This window comes from Marinimicrobium koreense, from assembly GCF_003762925.1.
Taxonomy (GTDB): domain Bacteria; phylum Pseudomonadota; class Gammaproteobacteria; order Pseudomonadales; family Cellvibrionaceae; genus Marinimicrobium; species Marinimicrobium koreense.
In genome coordinates, this window is record NZ_RJUK01000001.1 from 771,017 (window position 1) to 794,475 (window position 23,459).

25 protein-coding genes and 1 tRNA gene are annotated in these 23,459 nt (G+C 56.7%); 13 read left to right on the forward strand and 13 right to left on the reverse strand.

Annotation, left to right across the window (positions count from 1 at the left end):
• Positions 1-18 precede the first annotated feature (18 nt).
• From EDC38_RS03260 to EDC38_RS03280, 5 genes are read left to right on the forward strand one after another with little or no spacing between them, the layout of a single operon-like run.
• Complete coding sequence (locus EDC38_RS03260; protein ID WP_170162841.1) at positions 19-1,950, forward strand: glycosyltransferase family 2 protein; 1,932 nt, start codon at positions 19-21, stop codon at positions 1,948-1,950.
• Complete coding sequence (locus tag EDC38_RS03265) at positions 1,937-3,352, forward strand: glycosyltransferase family 4 protein (RefSeq protein ID WP_123637309.1); 1,416 nt, start codon at positions 1,937-1,939, stop codon at positions 3,350-3,352. Before EDC38_RS03260 ends, EDC38_RS03265 begins: the two co-directional genes overlap by 14 nt.
• Positions 3,353-3,410: 58 nt before the next feature.
• The gene (locus EDC38_RS03270; protein ID WP_123637310.1) at positions 3,411-4,181 is read left to right on the forward strand and encodes an ABC transporter permease; all 771 of its coding nucleotides are present in this window, start codon (positions 3,411-3,413) and stop codon (positions 4,179-4,181) included.
• Entirely contained in the window at positions 4,178-4,918 is a 741-nt protein-coding gene (locus EDC38_RS03275; RefSeq protein ID WP_123637311.1) for an ABC transporter ATP-binding protein, read from the forward strand. Before EDC38_RS03270 ends, EDC38_RS03275 begins: the two co-directional genes overlap by 4 nt.
• Before the next feature lie 53 nt (positions 4,919-4,971).
• On the forward strand, positions 4,972-5,538 hold the full coding sequence (locus tag EDC38_RS03280) for a hypothetical protein (RefSeq protein WP_123637312.1): 567 nt from the start codon (positions 4,972-4,974) through the stop codon (positions 5,536-5,538).
• Positions 5,539-5,697: 159 nt separating this feature from the next.
• Here the strand turns inward: EDC38_RS03280 and EDC38_RS03285 are convergent, their stop codons facing one another.
• The gene (locus tag EDC38_RS03285; RefSeq protein ID WP_123637313.1) at positions 5,698-6,483 is read right to left on the reverse strand and encodes a glycosyltransferase; all 786 of its coding nucleotides are present in this window, start codon (positions 6,481-6,483) and stop codon (positions 5,698-5,700) included.
• Positions 6,480-7,442, reverse strand: a complete 963-nt coding sequence (locus EDC38_RS03290) for a glycosyltransferase family 2 protein (protein ID WP_123637314.1) — start codon at positions 7,440-7,442, stop codon at positions 6,480-6,482. Before EDC38_RS03290 ends, EDC38_RS03285 begins: the two co-directional genes overlap by 4 nt.
• A gap of 226 nt (positions 7,443-7,668) precedes the next feature.
• On the opposite strand from EDC38_RS03290, the gene EDC38_RS03295 reads away from it, so the two are divergent.
• Positions 7,669-8,592, forward strand: coding sequence for an NAD-dependent epimerase/dehydratase family protein (locus EDC38_RS03295; RefSeq protein WP_123637315.1), 924 nt, complete (start codon positions 7,669-7,671; stop codon positions 8,590-8,592).
• 198 nt (positions 8,593-8,790) lie between these two features.
• On the opposite strand, the gene EDC38_RS03300 is transcribed toward EDC38_RS03295, so the two are convergent.
• From EDC38_RS03300 to EDC38_RS03310, 3 genes are all read right to left on the reverse strand, one after another.
• On the reverse strand, positions 8,791-9,159 hold the full coding sequence (locus EDC38_RS03300) for a type II toxin-antitoxin system RelE/ParE family toxin (RefSeq protein ID WP_342769058.1): 369 nt from the start codon (positions 9,157-9,159) through the stop codon (positions 8,791-8,793).
• Positions 9,071-9,313 carry a CopG family ribbon-helix-helix protein gene (locus EDC38_RS03305; protein ID WP_123637317.1) on the reverse strand — a complete coding sequence of 81 codons (243 nt, stop codon included), beginning with the start codon at positions 9,311-9,313 and terminating at the stop codon, positions 9,071-9,073. Before EDC38_RS03305 ends, EDC38_RS03300 begins: the two co-directional genes overlap by 89 nt.
• 115 nt (positions 9,314-9,428) lie before the next feature.
• Entirely contained in the window at positions 9,429-9,677 is a 249-nt protein-coding gene (locus tag EDC38_RS03310) for a type II toxin-antitoxin system ParD family antitoxin (protein ID WP_123637318.1), read from the reverse strand.
• Between the two features lie 196 nt (positions 9,678-9,873).
• Here EDC38_RS03310 and EDC38_RS03315 point away from each other — a divergent pair, with 196 nt between their 5' ends.
• Positions 9,874-10,890 carry an MraY family glycosyltransferase gene (locus EDC38_RS03315; protein WP_246004324.1) on the forward strand — a complete coding sequence of 339 codons (1,017 nt, stop codon included), beginning with the start codon at positions 9,874-9,876 and terminating at the stop codon, positions 10,888-10,890.
• Between the two features lie 115 nt (positions 10,891-11,005).
• Here the strand turns inward: EDC38_RS03315 and EDC38_RS03320 are convergent, their stop codons facing one another.
• From EDC38_RS03320 to rlmKL, 4 genes are all read right to left on the reverse strand, one after another.
• Complete coding sequence (locus EDC38_RS03320; protein ID WP_211331033.1) at positions 11,006-11,410, reverse strand: type II toxin-antitoxin system VapC family toxin; 405 nt, start codon at positions 11,408-11,410, stop codon at positions 11,006-11,008.
• Entirely contained in the window at positions 11,373-11,603 is a 231-nt protein-coding gene (locus EDC38_RS03325) for a hypothetical protein (protein WP_123637321.1), read from the reverse strand. The genes EDC38_RS03320 and EDC38_RS03325 overlap by 38 nt, the downstream gene beginning before the upstream one ends.
• Positions 11,604-11,810: 207 nt before the next feature.
• On the reverse strand, positions 11,811-13,730 hold the full coding sequence (locus EDC38_RS03330) for a polysaccharide biosynthesis protein (RefSeq protein ID WP_123637322.1): 1,920 nt from the start codon (positions 13,728-13,730) through the stop codon (positions 11,811-11,813).
• A gap of 279 nt (positions 13,731-14,009) precedes the next feature.
• Entirely contained in the window at positions 14,010-16,199 is a 2,190-nt protein-coding gene (rlmKL, locus tag EDC38_RS03335) for a bifunctional 23S rRNA (guanine(2069)-N(7))-methyltransferase RlmK/23S rRNA (guanine(2445)-N(2))-methyltransferase RlmL (RefSeq protein WP_211331034.1), read from the reverse strand.
• 459 nt (positions 16,200-16,658) lie between these two features.
• Between rlmKL and rmf the strand changes: the two genes are divergently transcribed.
• Entirely contained in the window at positions 16,659-16,871 is a 213-nt protein-coding gene (gene rmf, locus EDC38_RS03340; RefSeq protein WP_024460100.1) for a ribosome modulation factor, read from the forward strand.
• A 284-nt stretch (positions 16,872-17,155) separates the two neighbouring features.
• Here the strand turns inward: rmf and EDC38_RS03345 are convergent.
• Positions 17,156-17,232, reverse strand: a tRNA-Val gene (locus tag EDC38_RS03345).
• A gap of 196 nt (positions 17,233-17,428) precedes the next feature.
• On the opposite strand from EDC38_RS03345, the gene EDC38_RS03350 reads away from it, so the two are divergent.
• The 4 genes from EDC38_RS03350 to EDC38_RS03365 all read left to right on the forward strand — a co-directional run bounded on the left by EDC38_RS03350 (position 17,429) and on the right by EDC38_RS03365 (position 19,185).
• The gene (locus tag EDC38_RS03350) at positions 17,429-17,872 is read left to right on the forward strand and encodes a hypothetical protein (protein WP_024460101.1); all 444 of its coding nucleotides are present in this window, start codon (positions 17,429-17,431) and stop codon (positions 17,870-17,872) included.
• Between the two features lie 271 nt (positions 17,873-18,143).
• Entirely contained in the window at positions 18,144-18,542 is a 399-nt protein-coding gene (gene mntA / locus EDC38_RS03355; protein WP_123637323.1) for a type VII toxin-antitoxin system MntA family adenylyltransferase antitoxin, read from the forward strand.
• Positions 18,527-18,940: a type VII toxin-antitoxin system HepT family RNase toxin gene (hepT, locus tag EDC38_RS03360; RefSeq protein ID WP_123637324.1), complete on the forward strand. Its 414-nt coding sequence runs from the start codon at positions 18,527-18,529 to the stop codon at positions 18,938-18,940. Before mntA ends, hepT begins: the two co-directional genes overlap by 16 nt.
• Positions 18,937-19,185, forward strand: coding sequence for a hypothetical protein (locus EDC38_RS03365; protein ID WP_123637325.1), 249 nt, complete (start codon positions 18,937-18,939; stop codon positions 19,183-19,185). Before hepT ends, EDC38_RS03365 begins: the two co-directional genes overlap by 4 nt.
• Positions 19,186-19,294: 109 nt before the next feature.
• Here EDC38_RS03365 and EDC38_RS03370 read toward each other — a convergent pair whose 3' ends face one another.
• The gene (locus tag EDC38_RS03370) at positions 19,295-21,124 is read right to left on the reverse strand and encodes an ABC transporter ATP-binding protein (protein ID WP_123637326.1); all 1,830 of its coding nucleotides are present in this window, start codon (positions 21,122-21,124) and stop codon (positions 19,295-19,297) included.
• 244 nt (positions 21,125-21,368) lie between these two features.
• Between EDC38_RS03370 and EDC38_RS03375 the strand changes: the two genes are divergently transcribed.
• Positions 21,369-21,761, forward strand: a complete 393-nt coding sequence (locus tag EDC38_RS03375) for a hypothetical protein (RefSeq protein WP_024460106.1) — start codon at positions 21,369-21,371, stop codon at positions 21,759-21,761.
• A gap of 157 nt (positions 21,762-21,918) precedes the next feature.
• Here the strand turns inward: EDC38_RS03375 and EDC38_RS03380 are convergent, their stop codons facing one another.
• Both EDC38_RS03380 and EDC38_RS03385 read right to left on the reverse strand, forming a co-directional pair.
• Positions 21,919-22,770 (reverse strand): pirin family protein, encoded by an 852-nt coding sequence (locus tag EDC38_RS03380; RefSeq protein WP_123637327.1) that lies wholly within the window; start codon positions 22,768-22,770, stop codon positions 21,919-21,921.
• Positions 22,771-22,814: 44 nt separating this feature from the next.
• Positions 22,815-23,420, reverse strand: coding sequence for an FMN-dependent NADH-azoreductase (locus EDC38_RS03385; protein WP_123637328.1), 606 nt, complete (start codon positions 23,418-23,420; stop codon positions 22,815-22,817).
• Positions 23,421-23,459: the final 39 nt, after the last annotated feature.

Genomic DNA, 23,459 nt, shown 5'->3' on the forward strand with positions numbered 1-23,459 from the left:
CGAATCCTGGATCGGAGAATGGTTCGATCCAGTGGTCTGTTTGACGAGGACTATTATCGAACGCAAGTCGACGCTCAGGTTCTGGATAGTGCATTTGATTCAAGTCTCCTTGAACATTACCTGGAAGTTGGTGGTTTTAAAGGGCTTGATCCCGGCCCGTCGTTTCGGTCTGGCTGGTATTTACACCGATACCCGGACGTAGAGCAGTTGGGGGTTAACCCGCTAGTGCATTACCTTCGCTTTGGCAAGGCGGAGGGTCGCCTTCCGTTTCACGGAGCGACACCGGGCGAGCCTGTCCCTGAGGGTGAGTCCTGGGTTTCTCGCCAACACTCATTGCTCTGGGGCGGCTTTGAGCATCTTGCGATGCCAGCTTTGATACGCTGCATTGAGAAGAAGCGGGACATGGACGCCATGTTGACCGTGGCGGAGTGGCACTACGCCCACGGAGACCTTCACAAGGCGTCCAATCTTCTTGAAGGCTGCCTGAGTAATGCAAAACCACCGCACTTAAAGCGTTGTCTTGTAGGGTTGAGCAAGTGCTATAGCCTGTTGGCGGAACGTGAATCACTCGGGGAGCTGCTTTCGAAGGAAGAGAACCGCCTGGCACTATCTGATGATCTTCCGTTTGTGGAATCCAACAGTGTGGTTGGCCGGGCAGAAGGGCGGCTGGAGCCGATCAATCGTTTGTATCGCGCCCATGGGTTGGCTCCTGTGGCGCCCCAGGAGAGCAGTCGGCCGCTCTCACTGAAGAATCTCACGGGCCTCGTTGACGCAGAGGATGATTTCGAGTGCGCCGACCCGCTGATCAGTGTTGTTGTGCCTGCGTTTAATGCGGAAGAGGGTATAGGGATCGCTTTAGATAGCCTATTGTCTCAGACCTGGCGCAATCTGGAAGTGATTGTGGTCGACGACTGCAGTTCGGATGCGACGTGCCGCGTAGTAGAGGCGTATGCAGCAACGGACGCGCGGGTTCGTCTACTCAGAAATGAGCGGAATAGGGGAGCTTACCCCAGTCGCAACAGAGGGATGCAGTCTGCAAGCGGTCAGTTTGTCACGGTTCACGACAGTGATGACTGGTCTCACCCACAAAAGCTTGAGCGTCAAATGCAACCACTTCTCCAGAATGACCGGTTGATCGCCACCGTCAGCAGCTGGGCCAGAGTGACGCCGGATATGCGTTTTGTGGGCTCCTGGATGCTGACTCAGGGATTCATTGAAGACAATTTCTCTTCCTGGTTGATAAGGCGGGACGTTCTGGACAGAATCGGATTATGGGATGCTGTGAATGTGGCCGCAGACACGGAGTTTTTGTGGCGTATGGAGCATCATTACGGCTACCCGTCCCTGTGCCATGTTTGTAAGGGCGCGCCTTTATCGTTTGCGCTTTCGGATGGATCGACATTGACACAGACCAAAGCGACTCACGTCAAGACAGTGTATTACGGACTGCGCAGATTGTACCGGGAGGCGTCATCCTGGTGGCATCGGCAACGTGGTTTTGCGCCTGTTATGGAGGAGGTGCGCCCGTTTCCTGCCCCTACTGGGAATTTTAAAGACGCGTCTCGCTACTTTGATGTGGTCGTCATTGGCGATTTTGCAGAGGTTGGCACCGATTTCAGCTCCATATTCAGTCAGCTCGATACCCTGTTGTCGGATGGACAGGCGCTCTGCCTGGTTCATTGGCCGGACCCTGAAGGCTGGCTTGGTCGCCCTGTGCGAGATGACGTGTTTGATTTCTGTCAGTCCCGACATCTGACTCTGGGGCACAGTGGGGTTACCGTTGAAGCGAATACGTTAATGTTGCTTGACGGCTCCTTATGGAGGCGGCGACCGACCAGGACCATCGCTATTGAAAAGCTGGACACTGTCATCATCGTGAACGGATTGCAGCCCGATGATGCTGATGCAATAAAAGACTACTTTGCACACGGTGGTTATGATTATTCGTAAACTCACCAATGACCTGTTGGCCTTGATTTGCAGGTTGTCCCCAAAAGCGGAAGACTTTGATGCCGCGTGGTATTGCGCAAGGTATCGGGATGTCGCGGACAGTGGTATCGACCCACTATTGCACTACTGCCGGTTCGGGTATCGGGAAGGACGTGATCCTAACCCGATGACCAGTCTTTCGGGTGAGCGACTCACCGAGTCATCACGGTTTAGTGTGTCTCGCCTGGGTGATAGCGGCATCCTGGCGATTTCGGGTGATAGGGAGCTGATTGACAAGGCTCCAACGATTCTGTGTTGCGGGCACCAGGCCGGTCATGAGCTTTACGGAGCAGAAAGGAGTTTTCTGGATACCCTGGCAGTACTGGCGGAGCTCAAGGTCAATCTGGTGGTAACCTTGCCGGAAGCGTTCAATGAGGATTATCTGGCCGCCATTCGTCCTCATTGTTCCCGGTTGTTGATTCTCCCTTATGGCTGGTGGGCATTCGGTACAGAACCTCAACCAGTGGTTGTCGGACGATTCCAGTCGATCATTGAATCGTTCGGCATATCCGCCGTTTATGCGAATACAGTCGTTCTTTTCGAGCCACTGATCGCCGGACGGATAATGGCGGTTCCGGTATCTGTTCATGTACGTGAGCTGCCGTATCAGGATCCCTCGTTGTGTGCGTTGATGAGAGCAGACGCCGAAGCGGTGATCCAGCACCTTCGTGAGACATCGGACTTCCAGCTGGTCAACTCCCGATTTACCGGCGAGACGCTGAGGTTGGATGACGCCATTGTTATTCCGAACTCAGTCAATGCCGAGGATTTCAAGAGCATCTCGCCACCTGACTGCGAGAGTCACTCCTTGCGGGTTGGGATGATCAGCAGCAATTTGCCTAAGAAAGGGCTGGATGACTTTATCGCCTTGGCGGGCATTTTTGCCGACGAGGGCTCTCCAATACGCTTCAAACTGATTGGCCCCGAAAATGAGCATACACGTCTGATCGAAAGACGGCAGGCAGCGGGTGAAATCTCTGATAATATTGACATCCTCGGTTATATCGCCTCGCCACAGGCGGCCCTCAACGAGCTTGATGTCCTCCTGAATCTGTCTCATTTTGAAGAATCTTTTGGACGAACCGTGCTTGAAGCGATGGCGGCGGCACGTCCCGTTGTTGTTTATGACAGAGGGGCTTTAAGTGAGCTTGTGAGGCATGAGGAAACTGGGTATTTGGTCCGGTTTGGTCATGTTGAAGGTATCAAGCGCTGTATAGAGCGTTTTTTGACAGACCCTCAACTGCTGCGTGCACTGGGGCAGAACGGCAAGCGACGGGCTACCGAACAGTTTGGTGTTCTGTCGGTCAAAGCCGGGCTGGAGCACTGGTTGGATTTGGTTTACAGCCCCCGGAAAACCGGTTAGCATCGCGTTCAACGGATGAACGTATGCTTGCCTTAAGAATTTGGATGAAATTTAATCAATGAACCCGCTTCAATTTATCAGTTTGCTGGATCTCAAGGCCCGGATGGCTTTGAAGTCTGAGGCATCCAAGCTGTACCTCAGTTACCTCTGGTGGGTACTCGAGCCGATGCTTTGGGTAATGGCCTTTTACTTTGTTTTTACCATTTTGTTGGAAATGGGGCGGGATATTGCCTTTCTGATGTGCGGAAAAATCCCCTTTTTGTGGTTTAGCAAGTCTGTGACAACGGGGTCGAATAGCATTGTTGCCAGTAAAGGATTGATAAACCAGGTCAACATACCGAAAGCCTTTTTCCCTTATCAGTCTCTCCAGGAAGCGCTATACAAGCAATGGCTGGTTTTCCTTGTGTTATTCGCATTGCTGATATTCTATGGTTATAACGCGTCCTGGCATTGGCTTTGGGTATTACCCGTTATTGTAGCCAATTACCTGTTAATACTGCTGTGTACACTGGTGGGCGCCTTCCTCGTCAGCTATGTGCGCGATATCAGGATGTTGATTAATATGGGTGTCCTGTTTCTGATGTTTGCATCCGGTATTTTCTGGGACGTCAATGACATCGCCGACCCGGCTAAGCGGGAAGCGTTGCTGACCTGGAATCCGGTGGCGTTCATACTGGATGCCTACCGGGCGGTACTGATGAGGGGAGAGATGTTTGATCATCAGCACATGATTGTACTTTCTGCGATTATGTTGGGAGGGGTAGTGTTGATGCACCTCGTATACCGATTGTTCAGTCAGTCCATTGCGTCGAAGGTGATTAATTCATGAGCAGCGGTGATGTCTTGCTCCAGGCAAAGGAGTTGAGGTACAGCTACGCCAGTCGTCTGTGGGGCTTCAAGCGCTTTGAATTTGAGGTCCTGAAAGGGCTCAACTTTAACGTGTATCGTGGCGAAACACTGGGCATCATGGGACGCAATGGCTGTGGAAAAAGCTCGCTGCTTCGCATTCTGAACGGCATTGTGGCGCCCACGGAGGGTGAGCTTAAACAGTCCGGCCCGCTGACAAGAATATTGCTCACGCTTGGGCTGGGTTTTGACAAGGATCTGACCGGCCGTGACAATGCAATGTTAAGTGCGATGCTTCAAGGGTACTCACGAAGTCGTGCCAAGGAGGCGCTAGAAGATATCAAGGAGTTTTCAGAGCTGGGTGATTTTTTTGAGCGCCCGGTCAAAACCTACTCCTCAGGTATGCGTAGCCGCCTCGGCTTTTCTACTGCGCTGAAAACAGAAGTGGACCTGCTTCTGATTGATGAGACATTGAGTGTCGGTGATCAGCATTTCAGCCATAAGGCTGAAAAGGCAATGATGGAGAAAATCAATAGCGAACAAACTGTGATTTTTGTCAGTCACAGTGGTGGCCAGGTCAAGAAAGTGTGCAGCCGCGCGATTTGGCTGGAAGATGGGGTCATCCAGGCCGAGGGCGACACAAAGGAGGTGGCGGCCGAGTACAAGGCATTCATGGATGAGTTGGATCGGTCGGGCGGTAAGTCTGCCTGGGAGCGATAGTCCGCAAACGGTTCTGCTTTTGGCGAACTCAGGTTATGGTTTAGGCGATTACTATGAAACGATTTGATGATATTTTTAATGCTGCGTCACCCAGGCGCGCGAGTGGCTTTATCGATGGTAGTATGGCCGTCGCGATATTTGCGGTTCTTCTGGTGGTGTTCCTTGTTGTGTCGACGCTGTATGGGTATGGTGTCTTTGATGGCGAAGAACAGAAAAAAGTGAGCTACTTTGATTTGGATAAAAGCACACTGACCCGTTGGGATGCCCAGATGAGCTGTGGTCCCGCGGGTACGAGCCCGGAATTTGAGGTCAGTCGATCTCTTTGGGTGGGCGAGGATGTCGTCTTGCTTGAACGCGGCAGCTATAAGCGGTTTTTTGACGAGACCAACAACGCTATTGAGATTCCCGGAGAGCTTCCTTTCCGGTTTGAGTGGTGGTTTGGACACATCGAAAACGGGATGATCGAGGTTAGTGGTTGGTACAACGAAGGAAATGACGTGGTCAAAAAGGTATCTTTCTCCGGGCGGCGTATAGAGGACCAAGTATCATTCGTCGGCCGTCGGGGACCCCGTCGCTGCGAGGTAAAGGCAGTGCCCGCGGACGAGTCTGCAGACGAGTAGGGCGGAACGCTCCGAAGCGTCGGCTTGCTCCGGTCCACGAGTGGCTCCGGGTCCGCGGTCTGCGTAGGGCGGATAAGCCAGCGGCGCATCCGCCGTAAATACACGTGATACAGCCCCGTAGGGTGGATAAGCGAAGCGTCATCCACCATGGATCCACCACTATTTCAACGAATCCACCCCAAGCAACGCGGTTTTGGCCCGCACCCACGCAAAGCGCAATGCGCTGGTCAGGTGCCACCACAAATGCCGGTTGTTCAACGTATGACTGGCCCGCTTACCCCGGTGAACCATCTTGGCGCCGGGAACATAGTAGGTTTTCTCGCCCAGCAAATGCCTCGCCCGCCAGCAGAAGTCCACATCTTCATAATATAAAAAATACCGCTCATCAAACCCGCCCAGAGCTTTGAAGGTGCTGGCACTGAACGCCAGACAGGCACCGGATGCCCAATCCACTTCACACGCCCGATCCGTGCAGCGGTCCACTCCGGTCCGATTTTTCCGGAATAGGTAGGAAGTGACCAGCTCCCACAGGTAGGGAAAGCGACGCACAGATTCCTCATGCTCCTCGAACTTCCTGTCCTTAAAGATATTGGGCGCGCCGATTTTTGCGCCGGTTGCCCGCATGTCGTCGATCAGGTGCTCAATCGCTTCGCGGTCGCACTCCAGGTCCGGGTTGAGGATGATGAACCAATCGTTCTCAATATCCATGTCCAGCATGTGCTGGCAGTAGTGGAATACTTTGTTGTGGTTGGCTCCGAAGCCCTGAATTTTTTCATTGGCCAGATAAGTCAGATTGTGCTCCGAGGCGTAGGTTTTCAGCTCTTGGGCAGGGCAGTTGTCCAGGATGACGATCTGGTGCTCGGGCGATTTCAGCCGATGAGGCTGAAGGTCGTGAATGATTTCCAGCGTATCTTCATGAGAGACAACAGAAATGTAGACGGTCATTCCGGCTTGACTCCTTTCGCCAGTACGATGCTCGCCCAGAGAGTAATATGGTGACGCATGTCACGGTGTTTCGGCCAGTGCCGAAGTATGAATGTGCCGCGCTGAATGATGTTGCCACGGAGGGCTCGCCGATAATGCTTAAAGAATCCCTGGCAACTGAGGGGTAATCCATCACCATAGTGATCCGCGAAGGCAGCGGCTTGTCGGAGTATTCGGGTGGCGATCGCACGACGATGTGAAAGGCTTCGGTTTTTACGCCCCGCTTTGTTCTGACTTCCCACCTGGTTGTTATCGTGCTGGCGATACAGAAGCGTCGGCTCCCGGATGTAATCAATGTGGCCCGTGCCGCTGGCGATCAGCGCGAGCCACCAGTCGTGCATGACGATGTCCGGATGTTCGGCGGTGGGTTCCATGGCGGCGATCAAGGATCGGTTGACACACGCCGAGGCACCTTGCACTGTGTTGTGAAACGCGAGCCGTCGCGGGTCCCTGGCGTTATCCGGGCGCAGTTGGTCCAGTTCCCAGAAGGAATGTTTTTCCTCTCTGTCGGGGTGCCAGACCCAGGCGTCGGAAAAAATCAGGTGCGGCGAATGTTCGCTGTGCATTTTTTCGGCGAACAGTGCGACTTTGTTGTCCAGCCAGATGTCGTCCTGATCCGCCAGAAATACGTAGTCGGCGGTGGTTTTCGGTAGGGCGGTCAGCACGTTGCGGATAACGCCTCGGCCGGGTCCGTCGATGATTTCGATCGGTATGGGCGAGGATTGTGCAACCTGGTTTACAATGGCGCGGGTGTTATCGGCGGAGTGGTCGTCGCTGATCAGCACGCGCTTCGGGGCGGGCTGTTGGCGAAGGATGCTGTGGAGTTGCTCTTCGATGAATTCTGCGCCATTGTAGGTGCAGACGAGCACGTCGTAGTCGATCCCTGAGGCGGGTTGTGCCGGGTTGGGCGTGTTAGGCATAGGGTTAAATCAGTTTTATCCGTAATTGGGTGGAGTATACCTGAAAAGTGGGTTGGATTGGTCGGGTTTGGGTTACGGCGGATGCGGCCTTTGGCCTTATCCGCCCTACGCAAACCGTGGCAGCTCGCGTAGGGCGGATAAGCGCGAAGCGCGCATCCGCCGTTACCACACCCCGCCACATCCGCCGTTACCCAAATTGATTGATTTGAAATAACGGAATAATGTGATGACGATCTGGATTCCCGGTGCGACCGGTTTTGTGGGACGTGCTTTGATGGCCCGTTTGCGGGCCGATGGACAATCGGTGGAGCCCATTTCCCGCTCGGCGTCGACGGTGGAGGGGGTGACGGCGCATCGCATTTCGGCGTTGGGCTCCTTGCTGTCCGCCGGTGATACGGTGGTGTATTGCGGGGGTAGGGCGCACGTTGCTCTGACCGGCAGTGCGGAGGATGAGTTGGCGGCGCATCGCCGGGCCAATTGTGAGGAACCTCTGGCAGCCGCTCGACTGGCCTCGGCCCGGGGTGCGCGGCGGTTTGTGTTTGTCAGCAGTATCAAGGTTAATGGTGAGCGAACTGAGGGCGTTCCGTTCAGTGAGCGGGATACCCCGCAGCCAGAGGATGCTTACGGGCGTTCCAAGTGGGAAGGTGAGCAGGCGCTCTGGGAGCACGCTCAGCGGGCCGGAATGGAGTTGGTGATTGTCCGGCCCCCGCTGGTGTACGGGCCCGGCGTGCGCGCCAATATGGCGACGCTGATGCGGGCGGTGGGGCGCGGCTGGCCGTTGCCGCTGGCGTCGGTGCGCAATAAGCGCAGTCTGGTGTTTGTGGAAAACCTGGTGGATTTGCTGGCGCTGTGCTGCACGCACCCGGCGGCGGCCAATGAGGTGTTCCTGGTGTCCGACGGCCGCGATCTGTCCACGCCGGAGCTGGTGCGTTTGATGGCCGACGCTCAGGGGCGCACTGCGCGGTTATGGCCGTTTCCGGTGCCGTTGTTAAAACTTGGCGCGGGCTTCCTGGGGCGCCGCTCAATGGCGGACCGGCTGTGTGGTTCCCTTCAGGTCAGTACGGATAAAGTGAAAAACCGCCTGATCTGGCGGCCACCGTTTTCGGTGGAGGAGGGGCTGCGAAGAATGGTGGGTGACGCTGGGGGATGACGGCCTACGTGAACGATGGCACCTGGTAGGTCGGATTAGCGAAGCGTAATCCGACAAGTTTGGTGGTGTTTTTGTCGGATTACGCTTCGCTAATCCGACCTACTATTGACTGCGGTTGGGGTAGGGTTGCATAAGCGGCGCAGCCGCGTCATCCACCGGAATGGGGGCGTGGCGGCTTGAGTTGTCGTAGTTATGCTTTCACCATCTATTCGGTGGACGACGCGAAGAGTGAAAAATGCGCAGGATTTCAATTCGCCGCAGCCTAGGTCTTACGCGGTAGGGGACAATGTATCGCGTATCTACAACGATCAATTCTCGCGTACCTGGAATGCGCCCAGGACGGCCGAGAGTGGGTGTTTCCGGTAGTAGGCTGATCGAATTTACGATTCGCTGGACCACCGTCCTTGCTGCAGCAGGGTCTTTTTCTGCGATGTATTCGGCCTCTGCGTCAAGATTTTGAAGTGCTTTCTTGAGCCATTTAACCTGCATTCGCTCCCCATCGGGTGAGCGTTTTCCTGACAGCTTGCTCAGTGGCGAAGTCCCCTTCATCGGCTTCTTTGATTCCATTCTTGATTTCCTGCATTTGCCATTCACTCAGCTCCACGAAGTCCCGAACCGCTTCGGCGGCCAAAATGGCTTTTGAGCGGTGGGTGCTCTGGGCGAGGCGATTAAGCCGTTCTTCCAGTTCCGGGTCCAGGCGAATTGTCATGGCGGTAGACATATCAGTACCTCAGGTAATATTCGGGCTTTAGTTTAGCACAGCTTGCCGCTCTCCCCAGATGCCAACGCCGTACGTCCAGATGTCTTGGAGGTCATGCTTGGCTCGAGGGGTAATTTTAAGCGTTTTTGCGTTCTTTGAATTCATTCAGCATACCTTCCTTGGTCTGATTGATGAATTGTCCCGCATCGGCTTGATGTAAACCCTCAGCAAGATGTGTTTTTAACGCCAGCAAGGAACGCTCTTCTTCAAGGTGTCTTAAAGCGTCACGAATGACCTCGCTGGCAGAACCGTAACGACCACTGCTCACTTCTTCACGGATGAATGTCTCCCAGTGAGCACCCAGACTCAAGCTAGTCGTTGCCATGATTCACACCTCATTTATATTCATAATGAATAGTTGAGAATATAGCGCGTAGTGGGGCGTGGAACAATAGTATGCTGCCAGCTCGTGCGTCTGGCGTCGGCCGTTAGACATCGATATCGCCGCCTCTACGCGTATAATGCCGACAAATTTGTGATAGGTAGGTCTGATTTTCTAACGGATGGTGGATAGGTTGACGTTGATTCTGATTTTAGTGGTGGCGCTGGGGTTGGCCTGGGGACTGACCGGGGTGTTGCGGGGTTATGCGCTGCACAAAAAGCTGATGGATATTCCCAATGCGCGCAGTTCGCATTCCGTACCGACTCCGCGCGGGGGTGGGGTAGCGATTGTGGTGGTCTGCCTGCTGGCCTTGCCGGCCCTGGCCTGGTTGGGCCTGGTGGCGGATGCGGTAGTTTATGGCCTGGCCGGTGCCGGGTTGTCGGTGGCGCTGGTAGGCTGGTGGGACGACCATGGGCATGTGCCGGCGTTGGTTCGCCTGCTGGTGCATTTTTCGGCGGCGGCCTGGGGGCTTTATTGGTTGGGCGGACCTATGGCCTTGCCCTTGTTGGGCTGGACGCTTGAGGGAGTATGGTTGTGGGCGCCGTTGCTGTTGTACCTGGTGTGGGTGCTGAACCTGTATAACTTTATGGATGGCATCGACGGTATTGCGGGCGTGGAAGCCTTGACCGTTTGCGTGAGCGGGGCACTGCTGGCCTGGTGGGCTTTGCCGGAAGCCAATGTGGCGCTGTATGGGCTGTTAGCGGTGGCGAGCCTGGGCTTTCTGATCTGGAATTTTCCCCCGGCAAAGATCTTTATGGGCGATGCCGGCAGTGGCTTTGTGGGGCTCTGGCTGGGGTTATTGTCGGTGTACGCGGGGCATCAAGCGCCGGAGCTGTTTTGGGGCTGGGTGATTTTGTTGGCAATGTTTGTGGCGGATGCCACATTGACGCTGTTCTTTCGGTGGTGGCGCCGGGAGAATCTGTTTGAGGCGCATCGCAGTCATGCCTACCAGCACCGGGCGGTGAATTGGGGGCATAAGGCGACGACGCTGTTTTACGGCACCTTGAATGTGATCTGGTTGTTGCCCATGGCCTGGTGGGTGGTGTCCGGTGGGATTGATCCATTGTGGGGTGTGTTGTTGGCTTATGCGCCGGTGGTGTTTTTGGTGTATCAGTTTGGGGCCGGGGTCCGGCATGTTGAGTGGGATGATTATTAGCGGGTTGGTGCGGGATTTTGGTTTTGGTTACGGCGGATGCGCCTTCGGCTTATCCGCCCTACGGGTGGCACGGTAATTCGCGTAGGGCGGATAAGGGCTAAGCCCGCATCCGCCGTTACCTGAAATTGATCGCCTTTGGTATGGCGTTCAACAAAGCGGTGTCGGCGGTTAATAATGCCAAGTTATGCTGAATGGCGGTGGCGCCAATTATTGCGTCGGGGAGTTTGAGGCCGGTGTCTCTCCGAATGCGGATTACTGTGTCCATCAGCTCATTATCATTGGAGTGTAAGCCAAAGCTCTCTACCCGCCTCAGAAAAGCCTCAAATACGGAACTGTCCTCTGAGGACAGGCCTTTGAAGCACATAAATTCTAGGTGGGATACAACCGAAATGCCGACGAGCTCCGCACCAGAGAGTCTGGTTGCTAATTCTCCATCGCCCTTCAGAAGTGCGATGATGGCGTTGGTATCCAATAAGTAACGGTTAGCTCCACTCATCTCTAATTCGCCGTTGAGCCTCAACGGCGTCTCCTTCCCAGGTCAGCTTTCCAGATAAGTCCTTGAAGTCGTACTTATTTGCCGGTTCCTTGATGGCTGTGGGCGCATCGGGAATCAGGATAATTGCCTTTAAATGCGTTGATTCCAGCGCTTTGTACTCGTCAGGGAGCCTGATCTGGCCGTCGATGACGTCTGCCTCGAACTCAATAGCGTACATTTTCCGCCCTCTGCCAGTCGCTTAACGTTCTGATGGTACCTTGAATTGTGATTGTTGGGCAATGTGGGTTGGGGATAGTTTGGGTGCGTGCGTTGGGTTGGGTTACGGCGGATGCGCCTTCGGCTTATCCGCCCTACGCGACCAGCCGTGCCACCCGTAGACCCGTAGGGCGGATAAGCCGAAGGCGCATCCGCCGTCACTGAGCTGTCAGTTAACCACCCGTAACTTCCCGGTATTCTGCTTCTGCCGCCACACCGAATCGCTGATCAACATGCTGGCTTTGTAATCTGTGGGCGCTTCCACCAATAGCTGTTTGACGCGGTCGCATTGGTAGGCGTGGCAGGCTACGTCGAGGTCGTCCAGCAGGTTTTTGGTTTCTTCCCAGCTCAGGTGATGCTCTTCGGCGCGCAGGATGCCGGGGTGTTGGGTGCCGGAGACGTTGCTGCCGATTAGCAGTTCTTCGTACAGCTTCTCGCCTGGGCGTAGGCCGGTAAATTCGACTTCAATATCGCCGTTGGGGCGGTCTTCGTCTTTGATTTCCAGGCCCGAGAGGTGAATCATCCGGGTGGCGAGGTCCACGATTTTCACCGGCTCGCCCATATCCAGCACGAACACGTCGCCGCCGGTACCGATGGCGCCCGCCTGAATCACCAGTTTGGCGGCTTCGGGGATAGTCATGAAGTAGCGGACCATTTCCGGGTGGGTGACCGTTACCGGGCCACCGTTTTTGATCTGTTCCCGGAACAACGGGACCACCGAGCCGGATGAGCCCAGTACGTTACCGAAACGGACCATGCTGAAGATGGTGGTGTTCTGGCGCTTGGCCAGGCCCTGCAGTACCAGTTCTGCCAGTCGCTTGGAGGCACCCATGATGTTGGTGGGGCGCACGGCCTTGTCGGTAGAAACCAGCACGAAGGATTCCACCCCGGCGCGAATGGCGGCCTCGGCGGTGTACCAGGTGCCGTAGACGTTGTTGCGCACGCCTTCGACGATATTGTGTTCTACCAGCGGCACGTGCTTGTAGGCGGCGGCGTGATAAACCGTCTGCACACCAAAGCTGCGCATGATGGTTTCCACCCGGTGTTCTTTCTGAACCGAGCCCAGGATGCTGTAGAGGTTGATGTGGTTGGTGCGGAATTCAGAGGTTTCCTGCAGCTCACGCTCGATCTGGTAAAGGCTGAACTCGTTCAACTCAAACAGGACGATGGCGCGGGGGCGGTGCTGGATGATCTGGCGACACAGCTCACTGCCGATGGAACCGCCGGCACCGGTGACCATGACCACTTTGTCGGTGATGTTGGCGGCCATGAGCTCCGGCTGAGAGGAGACCGGGTCGCGACCCAGCAGGTCCTCAATCTCCACATCCTTGATGTGTTCGATACGGGCCTTGCCGCTCAAAATATCCGGAATGGCTGGCACGGTCTGAACCGAAATGGCCAGGGATTCCAGGCGCTTGATCACCTGAGCCCTTCGGGAGTTGGGCGTGCTGCCCAGCGCGAGCAGGACCTTGCTGACCCGGTGAGTCCGGATCAGGGCCTCGATCATTTTCGGGCTGTAGACCTTGATGTTGGCCACCACGGTGCGGTGCAGGGCCGGGTTGTCGTCCACAAAGGCAACGGGTTTGTACTGGGAACCCTGTAGCGCCAGAGTGAGTTGATGGCCAGTATAGCCGGCGCCGTAGACGATAACCGGCTCTTTCAGGTCCACACTGCGCCGGTTGAGCATCATGATGACGCTGCGCACCATCAGGCGCGGGGCACCAATGAGCAGCAGGGCGATGGTCAGGTAGATGAACGGAATGGAGCGGGGCAGTCGCGACTGGGTCAGGAAGCTGGCCGTGGCCAGTACCAGTGCGGAAATAAACACACAGCCAACAATGGTCAACATGGCCGGTGTGCTCATGTAGCGCAGGATGGCGCGGTACATGCCCATGCGAATAAAGACGGCGAGACTCACCACCAGGGTGATGGCGATGACGGTGACGTCTTTATCGAGAAACTGGGAGTTAAAGGTGCCCAACCGCAGGAAGGCGGCGGCGTAGAAGGCGGTAACAATAGCGACGGTGTCGTAAATCAGGGAAATAATGCGTTTGGTGGTCCGGGAGGACTCAAACAGGGCTTCCAGCATAGACCTCTAACTCCATTGATTGACCGAATCTTGCCTCTGGCCGATTGTGCTCCTTCATGGGGCAATAACCGCTGGAGTATAGCGCAAAATCGGGGCAATTGTTACGAAAACCTTACGGTTTTTGGGGTTAGATTGGATAGAGCAATTTGGGTGCCAAATAGTGGGTATCACGTGTATTTACGGCGGATGCGGAGGTTGATTCGGGTTGGGTTACGGCGGATGCGCGACTGCGGCGCTTATCCGCCCTACGCAACCTCCGCCGTTACCCCATGTTGGAAATTACCACCTGACCAACCAACACTGGTGAATCTTCGGGTTGCGCTGAAAATCCTTATCAATCGTCTGGCCGGTAATGTCCTCGAGCTGATACGCGCTCAACGCGTCCCGATCCATCGCAAACGTCCGCAAATTGGTGGAGAAAATCAGGGTTCCGCCTTTTGCCAAGGCCTTCATGGCGCCGTCGATCAGGGCCACATGGTCCCGCTGAATGTCCAGTACGCCGGGCATTTTCTTCGAGTTGGAGAAGCTCGGTGGATCGAGCAGAATCAAGTCAAACTCCTGCTCGTTGGTTTTCAGCCACTCCACGCAGTCGGCCTGTTCTGTGCGGTGCTTGGTGTCGCTGAGGCCATTTAACGCCAGGTTGTTGCGGGCCCACTTCAGGTAGGTGTTGGACATATCCACGCTGAGGGTGAACCGGGCGCCGCCCAGGGCGGCGTGAACGCTGGCGCTGGCGGTGTAGCAGAACAGGTTCAGAAAGCGTTTGTTGTTCGCCATTTCGGCGATTTTCAATCGCACCGGGCGATGATCGAGGAATAATCCGGTATCCAGATATTGCCAGAGGTTGACCTGAAGCCGCGCCTGGCCTTCGATGACGTTGATGATCTCGCCGTCGGGTCGCTCGGCGAGCTTCTGGTACTGACTGCCATCGGAATGCTTGTGACGGCGACGCTGCTTGTAGCTGACCCGGTCCGGGTGAATGTCCAGAGCGCGGGGGACCGCGGCCTGAATCTCCGCGAAGCGCTGTTCGGCCCGGGCTTCGTCCACGGATTTGGGGGCGGCGTATTCCTGAACGTGGGCGTAGAGATCGCCCTGTTCGGAGCGGTACAGGTCAATGGCCGCCGAGTACTCGGGCATATCCGCATCGTAGAGCCGATAAGCATTAATATTCTGCTTTTTCGCCCACTTCGCCAGCTGTTTCAGGTTCTTTTGCAGCCGGTTGGCCAGCATTTGTGCGCCGGAGGACAGCGGGGCGTCGGCTTCGAGCTCGGCCTTCAGGGGCTTGGGCGCGGCGCTGACGAACTGGCTTTCCTCGATGGAGAACATCAACAGCTCGGCGGGCAGGGTGCCGTTATAGAGGCGGTATTTCTTTTCCGCCCGTAGGCGCATCTGCTTGCCGAGCTCGGGGTTGCCGGTGAAGATGCCCGCGCGCCAGCCTTTGAATTCGGTTTTCAGTCGCTCACCAAGGTGTTGATACAGCAACTTCAGGGACTCGACATCACCCAGGCGCTCGCCGTAGGGCGGGTTGGTGATCACCAGGCCGGGTTCAAGCACCTTGTGGGTGGGCTGTTTGAGGTCGGCCAGCTCCTTGCGACTGACTCGCAGCCAGTCGTCCAGTTCGGCCTGGATGATGTTGTCTTCCGCCGCGCGGATGACGGACAGATTGGCGTCGTAGCCGCGGATTTCCGGGCGGGATTTGGCGAGGCCGGCGCGTTTGCGGGCAATGGCCTCCTCGCGCAGCTCCAGCCAGATGTCATTGCGGTGATTGAGCCACTGCTCAAACCCAAATCGGGCGCGGCCCAGGCCGGGCGCGATGTCCGCGGCGATCAGAGCGGCTTCCACCAGCAGGGTGCCGGAGCCGCACATGGGGTCGATCAATGCGCCGCCTCGGGCGGCGATTTTCGGCCAGCCGGCGCGGAGGAGGACACCGGCCGCCAGGTTTTCCTTCATCGGGGCGGTGCCCTGTTTGGTGCGGTAGCCCCGACGGTGCAGGCTTTCCCCGGACAGGTCCAGGCTGATGGTGACTTTGCCTTTATTCAGGCGGGCATTGATGCGCAGGTCCGGGTGCTGTTTGCTGACCGACGGGCGATCACCGGTGACGTCGCGGATGCGATCGACAATGGCGTCCTTGATTTTCAGGGCGCCAAACTGGGTGTTGCGAATGGCGCCGCTGCTGCCGATGAAATCCACCAGCAGGGTGCTCTGGGGACCCAGATGTTCTTCCCAGGGGATGTTTCTTGCGCCATTGTAAAGGGTGTTCTGGTCACCGACGGGAAATTCCGCCAGGGGCAGAAGGATCTTGTTGGCCAGGCGCGACCAGAGGCAGGCCCGGTAGGCGAGGGCAATGTCCCCTTCAAAGGCGACGCCGGCCACGGTTTCCTTGAGGTGTTGGGCGCCAATGGCGTCCAGTTCCTGGTACAACAGTCCTTCAAGGCCCTTGGGGCAGGTGGCAAACAGGTTCATAGATATCATCAGTTGTTTTTGGGACGGCGTGGTGCCGGTGTGTGCGTTGGGTTGTGGTTACGGCGGATGCGGGCTTTGCCCTTATCCGCCCTACGCATGGCTCCGGAGGTCGCGTAGGGCGGATAAGCGCCGCGAGGCGCGCATCCGCCGCAACCCAACGTCAGGTTTTACGCTGGAAAGCCCACCCCAACCACTTTGTCAAACCGGATTCTAGAGCAAAGTGCCATATGAAACACCTCTGCTATAAAAAAACAATCGTTCACAGCCGGGGGGCTTTTTGCTGTACTGAGCATTCGCCTCCACGGATCCACCACCGATTTTCCCGGGTGGCTGGCTAGAGGCGATGCAGTACCTCCCTACGCACAGTGCCGGGCATCCCCGCCCAGTGGGTGCGTTTCCCTAACAGGCCCAGCGCCACCCCGGCGCTGGGCTCTGCAAGATTAACGGCTACATAGAGGTGCATCACATATGAAACGTCAAAAGCGTAACCAGACAGCTCGCGCATTTGGTAAGGGTTATCAAGCCGGTATTGCGGGTCGGTCCCGCAGCCTGTGTCCGCACGAGAGCGGCACAGCGCGCCAGGAATGGCTCTCCGGTTGGCGCGAAGCGCGCACGGATCAGTGGGATGGTTACAACATGGCTGCTCAAGTACAAAAACTGAACAACTTGTCCCCTCACTGACTGGAGCCTTTTGACAACCTTATTTCTTGGCCATCATCTCCTCAAACTAGCCCGCTTTACGCGGGCATTTTTTTAAAAACCGCTTAACAGCTACCTGCGTTGCCGCTGCGGCGAAAAAAACACCCTCAGAATACTCATTTACTCCATGTAAACTCCGTTTCTTCGGGTATTTTTATCGCCACAGCGGCTGCCTCGCCGACGCTGTAAAGCGGTTTTTGGGCGCCTGAATGTCTGGGCATAAAAAAACGGCTTGGGGTCTGAACCTCAAGCCGTTTTTCGGTATTTGGTAGGACTAACCAGATTCGAACTGGTGACCTCTACCATGTCAAGGTAGCGCTCTAACCAACTGAGCTATAGTCCTGTCTCGTTTGAGGCGCGAACTTTACCAAAACTTCGGATTTTTGCAACCCCTTTTTTGCTCATGCCGGTTAGCTTAGGCCGTTACCCAACCCAACCCGACCGCATCCGCCGCAACCCAAGCTTCTGGCGCCACGGAACCCAAAGCCATGTGCTATAGTCTTTGCTACGTGGAATTCAACAACAAAGAGGAAAACGCTATGCGCATCAATCGCTTAAGCAAAGCCATCGCTTCCGGCCTGTGCGTGGGTCTGATTCTCCAGACCACCGCCTGCGGTACCGTGCTGTATCCCGAGCGGAAAGGGCAGACCGGTGGGCAGCTTGACCCGGCGGTGGTAGCTCTTAACGCAGTGGGTTTGCTGTTCTTCTTTGTGCCCGGGGTGATCGCTTTTGCGGTGGACTTCTCTAACGGCACCATCTACCTGCCCGGCGGCAGCGCCCAATTGACCGACGAGCAGATGGAGCGCATCACCCGTGCCGATGGTCAGGTGGATCAGGAGGCGTTGGAGCTGCTGGTCAAAGAAGAGCTGGGTATGGATGTGGACCTGCAGGCGAGCGGGGTCGAGGTGCGCAGCATGCAATCAGCCGAGCAGGTTCAGGCCCTGATCCAGTCCCGCCAGCCGACCACCTTGGCGGCGCTGTAAGACTGGAAGGTTTGTCGGGTTACGGCCTTTGGCCTAACCCGACCTACTGAATGTGCTGCGTAACGGCCTTTGGCCTAACCCGACCTACTGAATGTGCTGCGTAACGGCATTTGGCCTAACCCGACCTGCTGAATGCGCTGCGTGACGGTCGTGTAGGTCGGGTTAGCGCAACGCGCGTAACCCGACAAATTCCGCCGCAAGCCCAGTAGGTCGGATCGATCCGACGTCTGGGGGAGCAACGCGCGTAGTCCGCCCCCTCCAAGGAGACATTATGCCGGCTGAAGACACCATAAACTCGCTCAAGCTAGCGCTGGCGGATCGGACGGATATTCGCCTGGCAGTGCTCTTTGGTTCCATGGCTGAAGGTCGGGAGAAGGTGACAAGCGATCTCGATCTGGCTGTCGAGACAACCGCGCCGTTGACGACAGATCAAAAGATGGCGCTGATCGGGGAACTCGCGAGTCGTTTTGGCCGTGCCGTCGACATTATTGATATACGCCAAATCGGACAGCCCCTGCTCCATGAAATCGTCAGCAAGGGCGTTCTCGTCAAGGGTTCGGTGTCCGACAAAGGCGATCTTCTCTATCGAAGCATCATGATGGAAGAGGATTTTGGCCGTTATCAACGACGGATATTGGAGGGGAGGCGCAACCAGTGGATCGAGCCTTGATAGAAGAGAAGATCGAGTCACTCCGGCGCTGCATCCAGCGGGTTGAACAAAAACTCCCGGCGTCTTTGACGGAATTGCTGTCGGATGTGGATGCGCAAGATATCGTCGCGCTGAATCTGACTCGCGCCGTTCAGCTCTGTGTCGACATGTCCGCACACTGGCTGGCCGAACATTCCGATGCTCCCGCGCCAAAAACCATGGGGCAGGGCTTTGATGCCCTGGCGAAAGTGGGTGTCATTGAGCTCGCGTTAGCGGAGAGGATGAAAAAGGCCGTTGGTTTCAGAAATGTGATGGTTCACAGTTACGATGAAATTGACTGGGCCATTGTCTATGCGATTGGAAGTCGCCACCTGGATGACTTCAAGCTGTTCGCCCGAGCACTTTTGGCCGCCCAATGAAAATCAAAAATCCCATTACCGCCATCTGGCGCAGCGATGCGTCCCGTGGGTTGAAGATCATTGCCTACAGTCTGCTGTTGGTATTTGTCACCTCTTTGCCACTGATTGCGTATGTGATTTTTGGGCCCTCCGACGGGAATCCGATTGGGTTGGGGCTGTTATTTGCCGGTGGGGCGATGGTGGCGCATGTGGGTTTTTTTGTCGGGCTTTTGATGTTGATTTGGGATCATTATTTTCGGAAGTAGGGCGGGAAATTGGGTAACGGCGGATGCGGGCTTTGCCCTTATCCGCCCTACGCGAACTGCGCTGGTATCCGTAGGGCGGATAAGCCGAAGGCGCATCCGCCGTATTGAACTATTCCTCCCCCAAAAACCCGCCGGACTGATGCGACCACAACTGCGCATACAACCCACTCTGGGCAATCAACTCCGAATGGGTTCCCTGTTCGACAATCTTTCCCTGGTCCAACACGATCAACCGATCCAGCGCGGCAATGGTAGACAACCGGTGCGCGATGGCGATAACGGTTTTGCCTTCCATGAGGCGGCTCAGGTTGGTCTGGATGATACTTTCCACTTCCGAATCCAGGGCCGAGGTGGCCTCGTCCATGATCAGGATCGGGGCATCTTTCAGTAGCACCCGGGCGATTGCGATACGCTGGCGCTGGCCGCCGGACAGCTTCACGCCGCGTTCGCCCACGTGGGCGTCGTAACCGGTGCGTCCTTCGGCATCGCTCAGGCCGAGAATAAAGTCGTGGGCTTCGGCCTGCTTGGCCGCTTCGATCATTTCTTCTTCGGTCGCGCCTGGTTTACCATAGAGCAGGTTGTCCCGTACCGACCGGTGGAGCAGGGCGGTGTCCTGGGTGATCATGCCGATCTGGGCGCGCAGGGTTTCCTGCTGAACCTGGCTGATGTCCTGACCGTCGATCCGGATCTGCCCCTTCTCAATGTCGTAAAAGCGCAGCAGCAGGTTGACCAGGGTGGACTTACCGGCGCCGGAGCGGCCGACCAGGCCAATCTTCTCGCCGGGCTTGAGGTCCAGCGAAAAATTCTCCAGCACCCCTTCGCCTTTGTCGTAGTGGAAGGTCACCTGATCAAATTCAATCCCGCCGTCACGGACGTCCAAGGGTTGCGCCTGCTCTGCATCCCCGACTGCGCGCGGGTGAGAGAGGGTGTTGATGCCGTCTTTGGCGGTGCCGATGTTTTCAAACAGGGTGGACACTTCCCACATGATCCACTGGGACATACCGTTCAGACGCAACACCAGGCCCATGGCGGCGGCAATGGCGCCGACCGAAATAATATCGCCGCTCCACAGCCAGATGGACAGCGCGGCGCTACTGAAAATCAACAGGGCATTAATGCCCCAGACACCGCTGTTGAGCAGGGTGGCCAGGCGCATCTGCGGGTAGACGCTGTGCAGAAACCGCTCCATGCCATCCCGGGCGTAATCGGATTCGCGCCGGGAGTGGGAGAAGAGTTTGACCGTGGCAATGTTGGTGTAAGTATCCACGATTCGGCCGGTCATATCGGCCCGGGCATTGGCCTGCCGGGTGGCGACGGCGGACAGGCGCGGCAGGAAGTAGCGCAGCAGGGCGATGTAGGCAAGAAACCAGACGCCGAGCGGCACCATGAGTCGCCAGTCGAGTGAGCCCAGCAGCACCAGCATGCTGGTGAAATACACCAGCACATAGACGGTGATGTCCAGCAACTTCATGACCGTTTCGCGCACCGCCAGGGCGGTCTGCATGACTTTGGTGGCGATGCGCCCGGCGAATTCGTCCTGGAAGAAGGCCACGCTCTGACCGAGCAGGTAGCGGTGCGCCTGCCAGCGGATGATCATGGGGTAGTTGCCGAGCAGGGTCTGGTGAATCAGCGTGGAGTGAAAAAACACCGTGACCGGGATGGCGATCAGGACCACAAAGGCCATCAACCACAGTTCTGTACCGCGCTCGGCCCAGAGTTCGGTCGGGGTGTATTGGCCGAGCCAGTCGACGGTCAGCCCCAGGAACTGAAACAGGGCCACTTCCATGACGGCAATCAGTGCGGCCATGAACGACATGGTTAACAGGAATTTGCCGGCGCCTTTGGTATAGTGGCGGCAGAAGGCCACCAGGTTCTTGGGTGGCTGTTGCGGCTCTTCGACCGGGAAGGGTTTGAGCAGACTTTCGAAAAACGCGAACATAGTGGTCTACGGCTGGGGAAATGAGGGCGTAGTTTACCGGCTTTTGGTGGTCGGAACCATGTGGGGTTGTTAAGGGATGTAATGGGGCGGAACGTTGGGTTACGGCGGATGCGTTGACGTGTGGTTACGGCGGATGCGCCTTCGGCTTATCCGCCCTACGCGTACCTCGGTGTCAGGCGTAGGGCGGATAAGGGCGAAGCCCGCATCCGCCGTAACCAAAACCATTTTTACTTGGGGGAAAACAATGAAAAAACTGTTAATGGTCTTCGGCGCCGGCTCGCTCGGCGGTTTGGGCAACAGCCTGGTAGTGTGGCTGTTCGGGATGTACGGCATCAGCCAGTCGCTTGGGGTGTCCATTGCGCCGGGGTTATCGCCGGACTGGCTGTACCCGAGGATTGTCTGGGGTGGATTATGGGGCTTTCTGTTTCTGTTGCCGGTGCTGAACAATCGGCTATGGGCCCAGACGTTTGTGCTCAGCCTGTTCCCGACCATGATTCAGTTGTTTCTGGTGTTTCCGTATAAGACGCCGCATGGGATTGCGGGTTTGGGGTTGGGAACCCTGACGCCGTTGTTGGTGATTGTGTTCAATTGGGTTTGGGCCCTGGTGACGGCGGTGGCGTTGCGGATGGGGCGGTAGGTGAGGTCGGTTGCGTCGGGGGTGGTGACGGCGGATGCGTTAAGTTGGGCAACGGCGGATGCGCCTTTGGCTTATCCGCCCTACGCGAACTCTCGTGGTATCCGCCATTACCAAAACGCTGACGCATACGCCGTAACCGAACGTGATGCTACCGTAACTACCCGGCCAAACGCCCGGCCCGGTAATCATTGATCGCTTCCTCGATCTCCTCCGGGGTGTTCATCACGAAGGGTCCGTATTGTGCGATCGGCTCCTTGATGGGCTTGCCCGCGAGAACCAGGGTGCGCACGCCTTGCTCGCCCGCGGTGATGGTCAGCGACTCACCATCACTCAACACACCGGCGGCGCCGTTCTTCAGCTGCCGGGGTGGCTCGCCGATGGTCAGATCCCCTTCAAACACATATAGAAACGCATTCAACCCTTTCGGCAGCGCCTGCTCGAAGGTGGCACCCGCGGGCAACTGCACATCCCAGTAGCGCGGCTCGGTGCTCAGCCCCTGGATCGGGCCTTCCACCGTGGTTCCATCGGCCGTCACACTACCCGCAATTACCTTCACCCTGCCGCCATTGGCCAGTTCCAGGGTTGGGATGTCGCTGGCGGGGATATCCCGATAGGCCGCCGGCTTCATTTTCTCCGCCGCGGGCAGGTTCAGCCACATCTGGAAGCCGTGCATGCGACCTTCTTCCTGCTGGGGCATCTCCGAGTGAATGATGCCGCGCCCGGCGGTCATCCACTGCACGTCGCCACTTTTCAGGTCGCCCCGGTTGCCCATGTGGTCCTCGTGCAACATATGACCTTCAAGCATGTAGGTGACCGTTTCAAACCCGCGGTGCGGGTGAGACGGGAAACCGCCGATGTAGTCGTCTTTGCTCTCGGAGTTGAACTCGTCGAGCATCAGGAAGGGATCCAGGCGCGCCTGCTGGCTTTGCCCCAGGCTGCGCTTGATCCGCACACCGGCACCGTCGCTGGTGGCGAGGGCCGGAATCAGTTGTTGCAGTTGGCGTTGCATAGACACCTCCGACGGGTTATTGCCCGTTGATCTGGGCCGCTGTATCAGGCAGCGGCCAATTCGGTAATTTCCTGCTCGGCACTGGAAAGTGCCTTTTTCTGGTTGTCCTCACCCATGGCCAGACCTTCGGCGTAGACGAAGTGGGTCTTGGTCAGGCCGATGAAGCCCAGGAAGGTATTGAGGTAACCGGTCTGGGAGTCCGCATCGGTGCCTTGATAGATACCGCCCCGGGCCGCAAAGATATACACCGGCTTGTCTTCCAGAAGGCCTTCGGGGCCATTACTGGTATAGCGGAAGGTTTCGCCGGAGCGGGCAATGTGATCGAAATACGCTTTCAGCGTAGATGGCACGCCGAAGTTGTACATGGGCACACCGAAGACGATCACGTCCGCGCGCTTGAGCTCGTCGATCAACTGATCGGAATAGCTCACGATATCCTGCTGGGTGGCCGTTCGCTTCTCCGCCGGAGTAATAAAGGCGTGCAGACGTTCCGCGTCCAGGTGCGGAATCGGGTGGCGGGCCAGGTCGCGAACAATGACTTTACCGCCGGGGTTGTGCTCGCGCCAGCGCTGAACGAACTTGTTGCTGAGGGCGCTGGAATGGCCGTCGTCACCGGACAGGCTGCTGTTGATCTGAAGTAGTGTCGCCATGTGAATCTCTCCTTTAGAGACTGTTGACTCGATGTATCT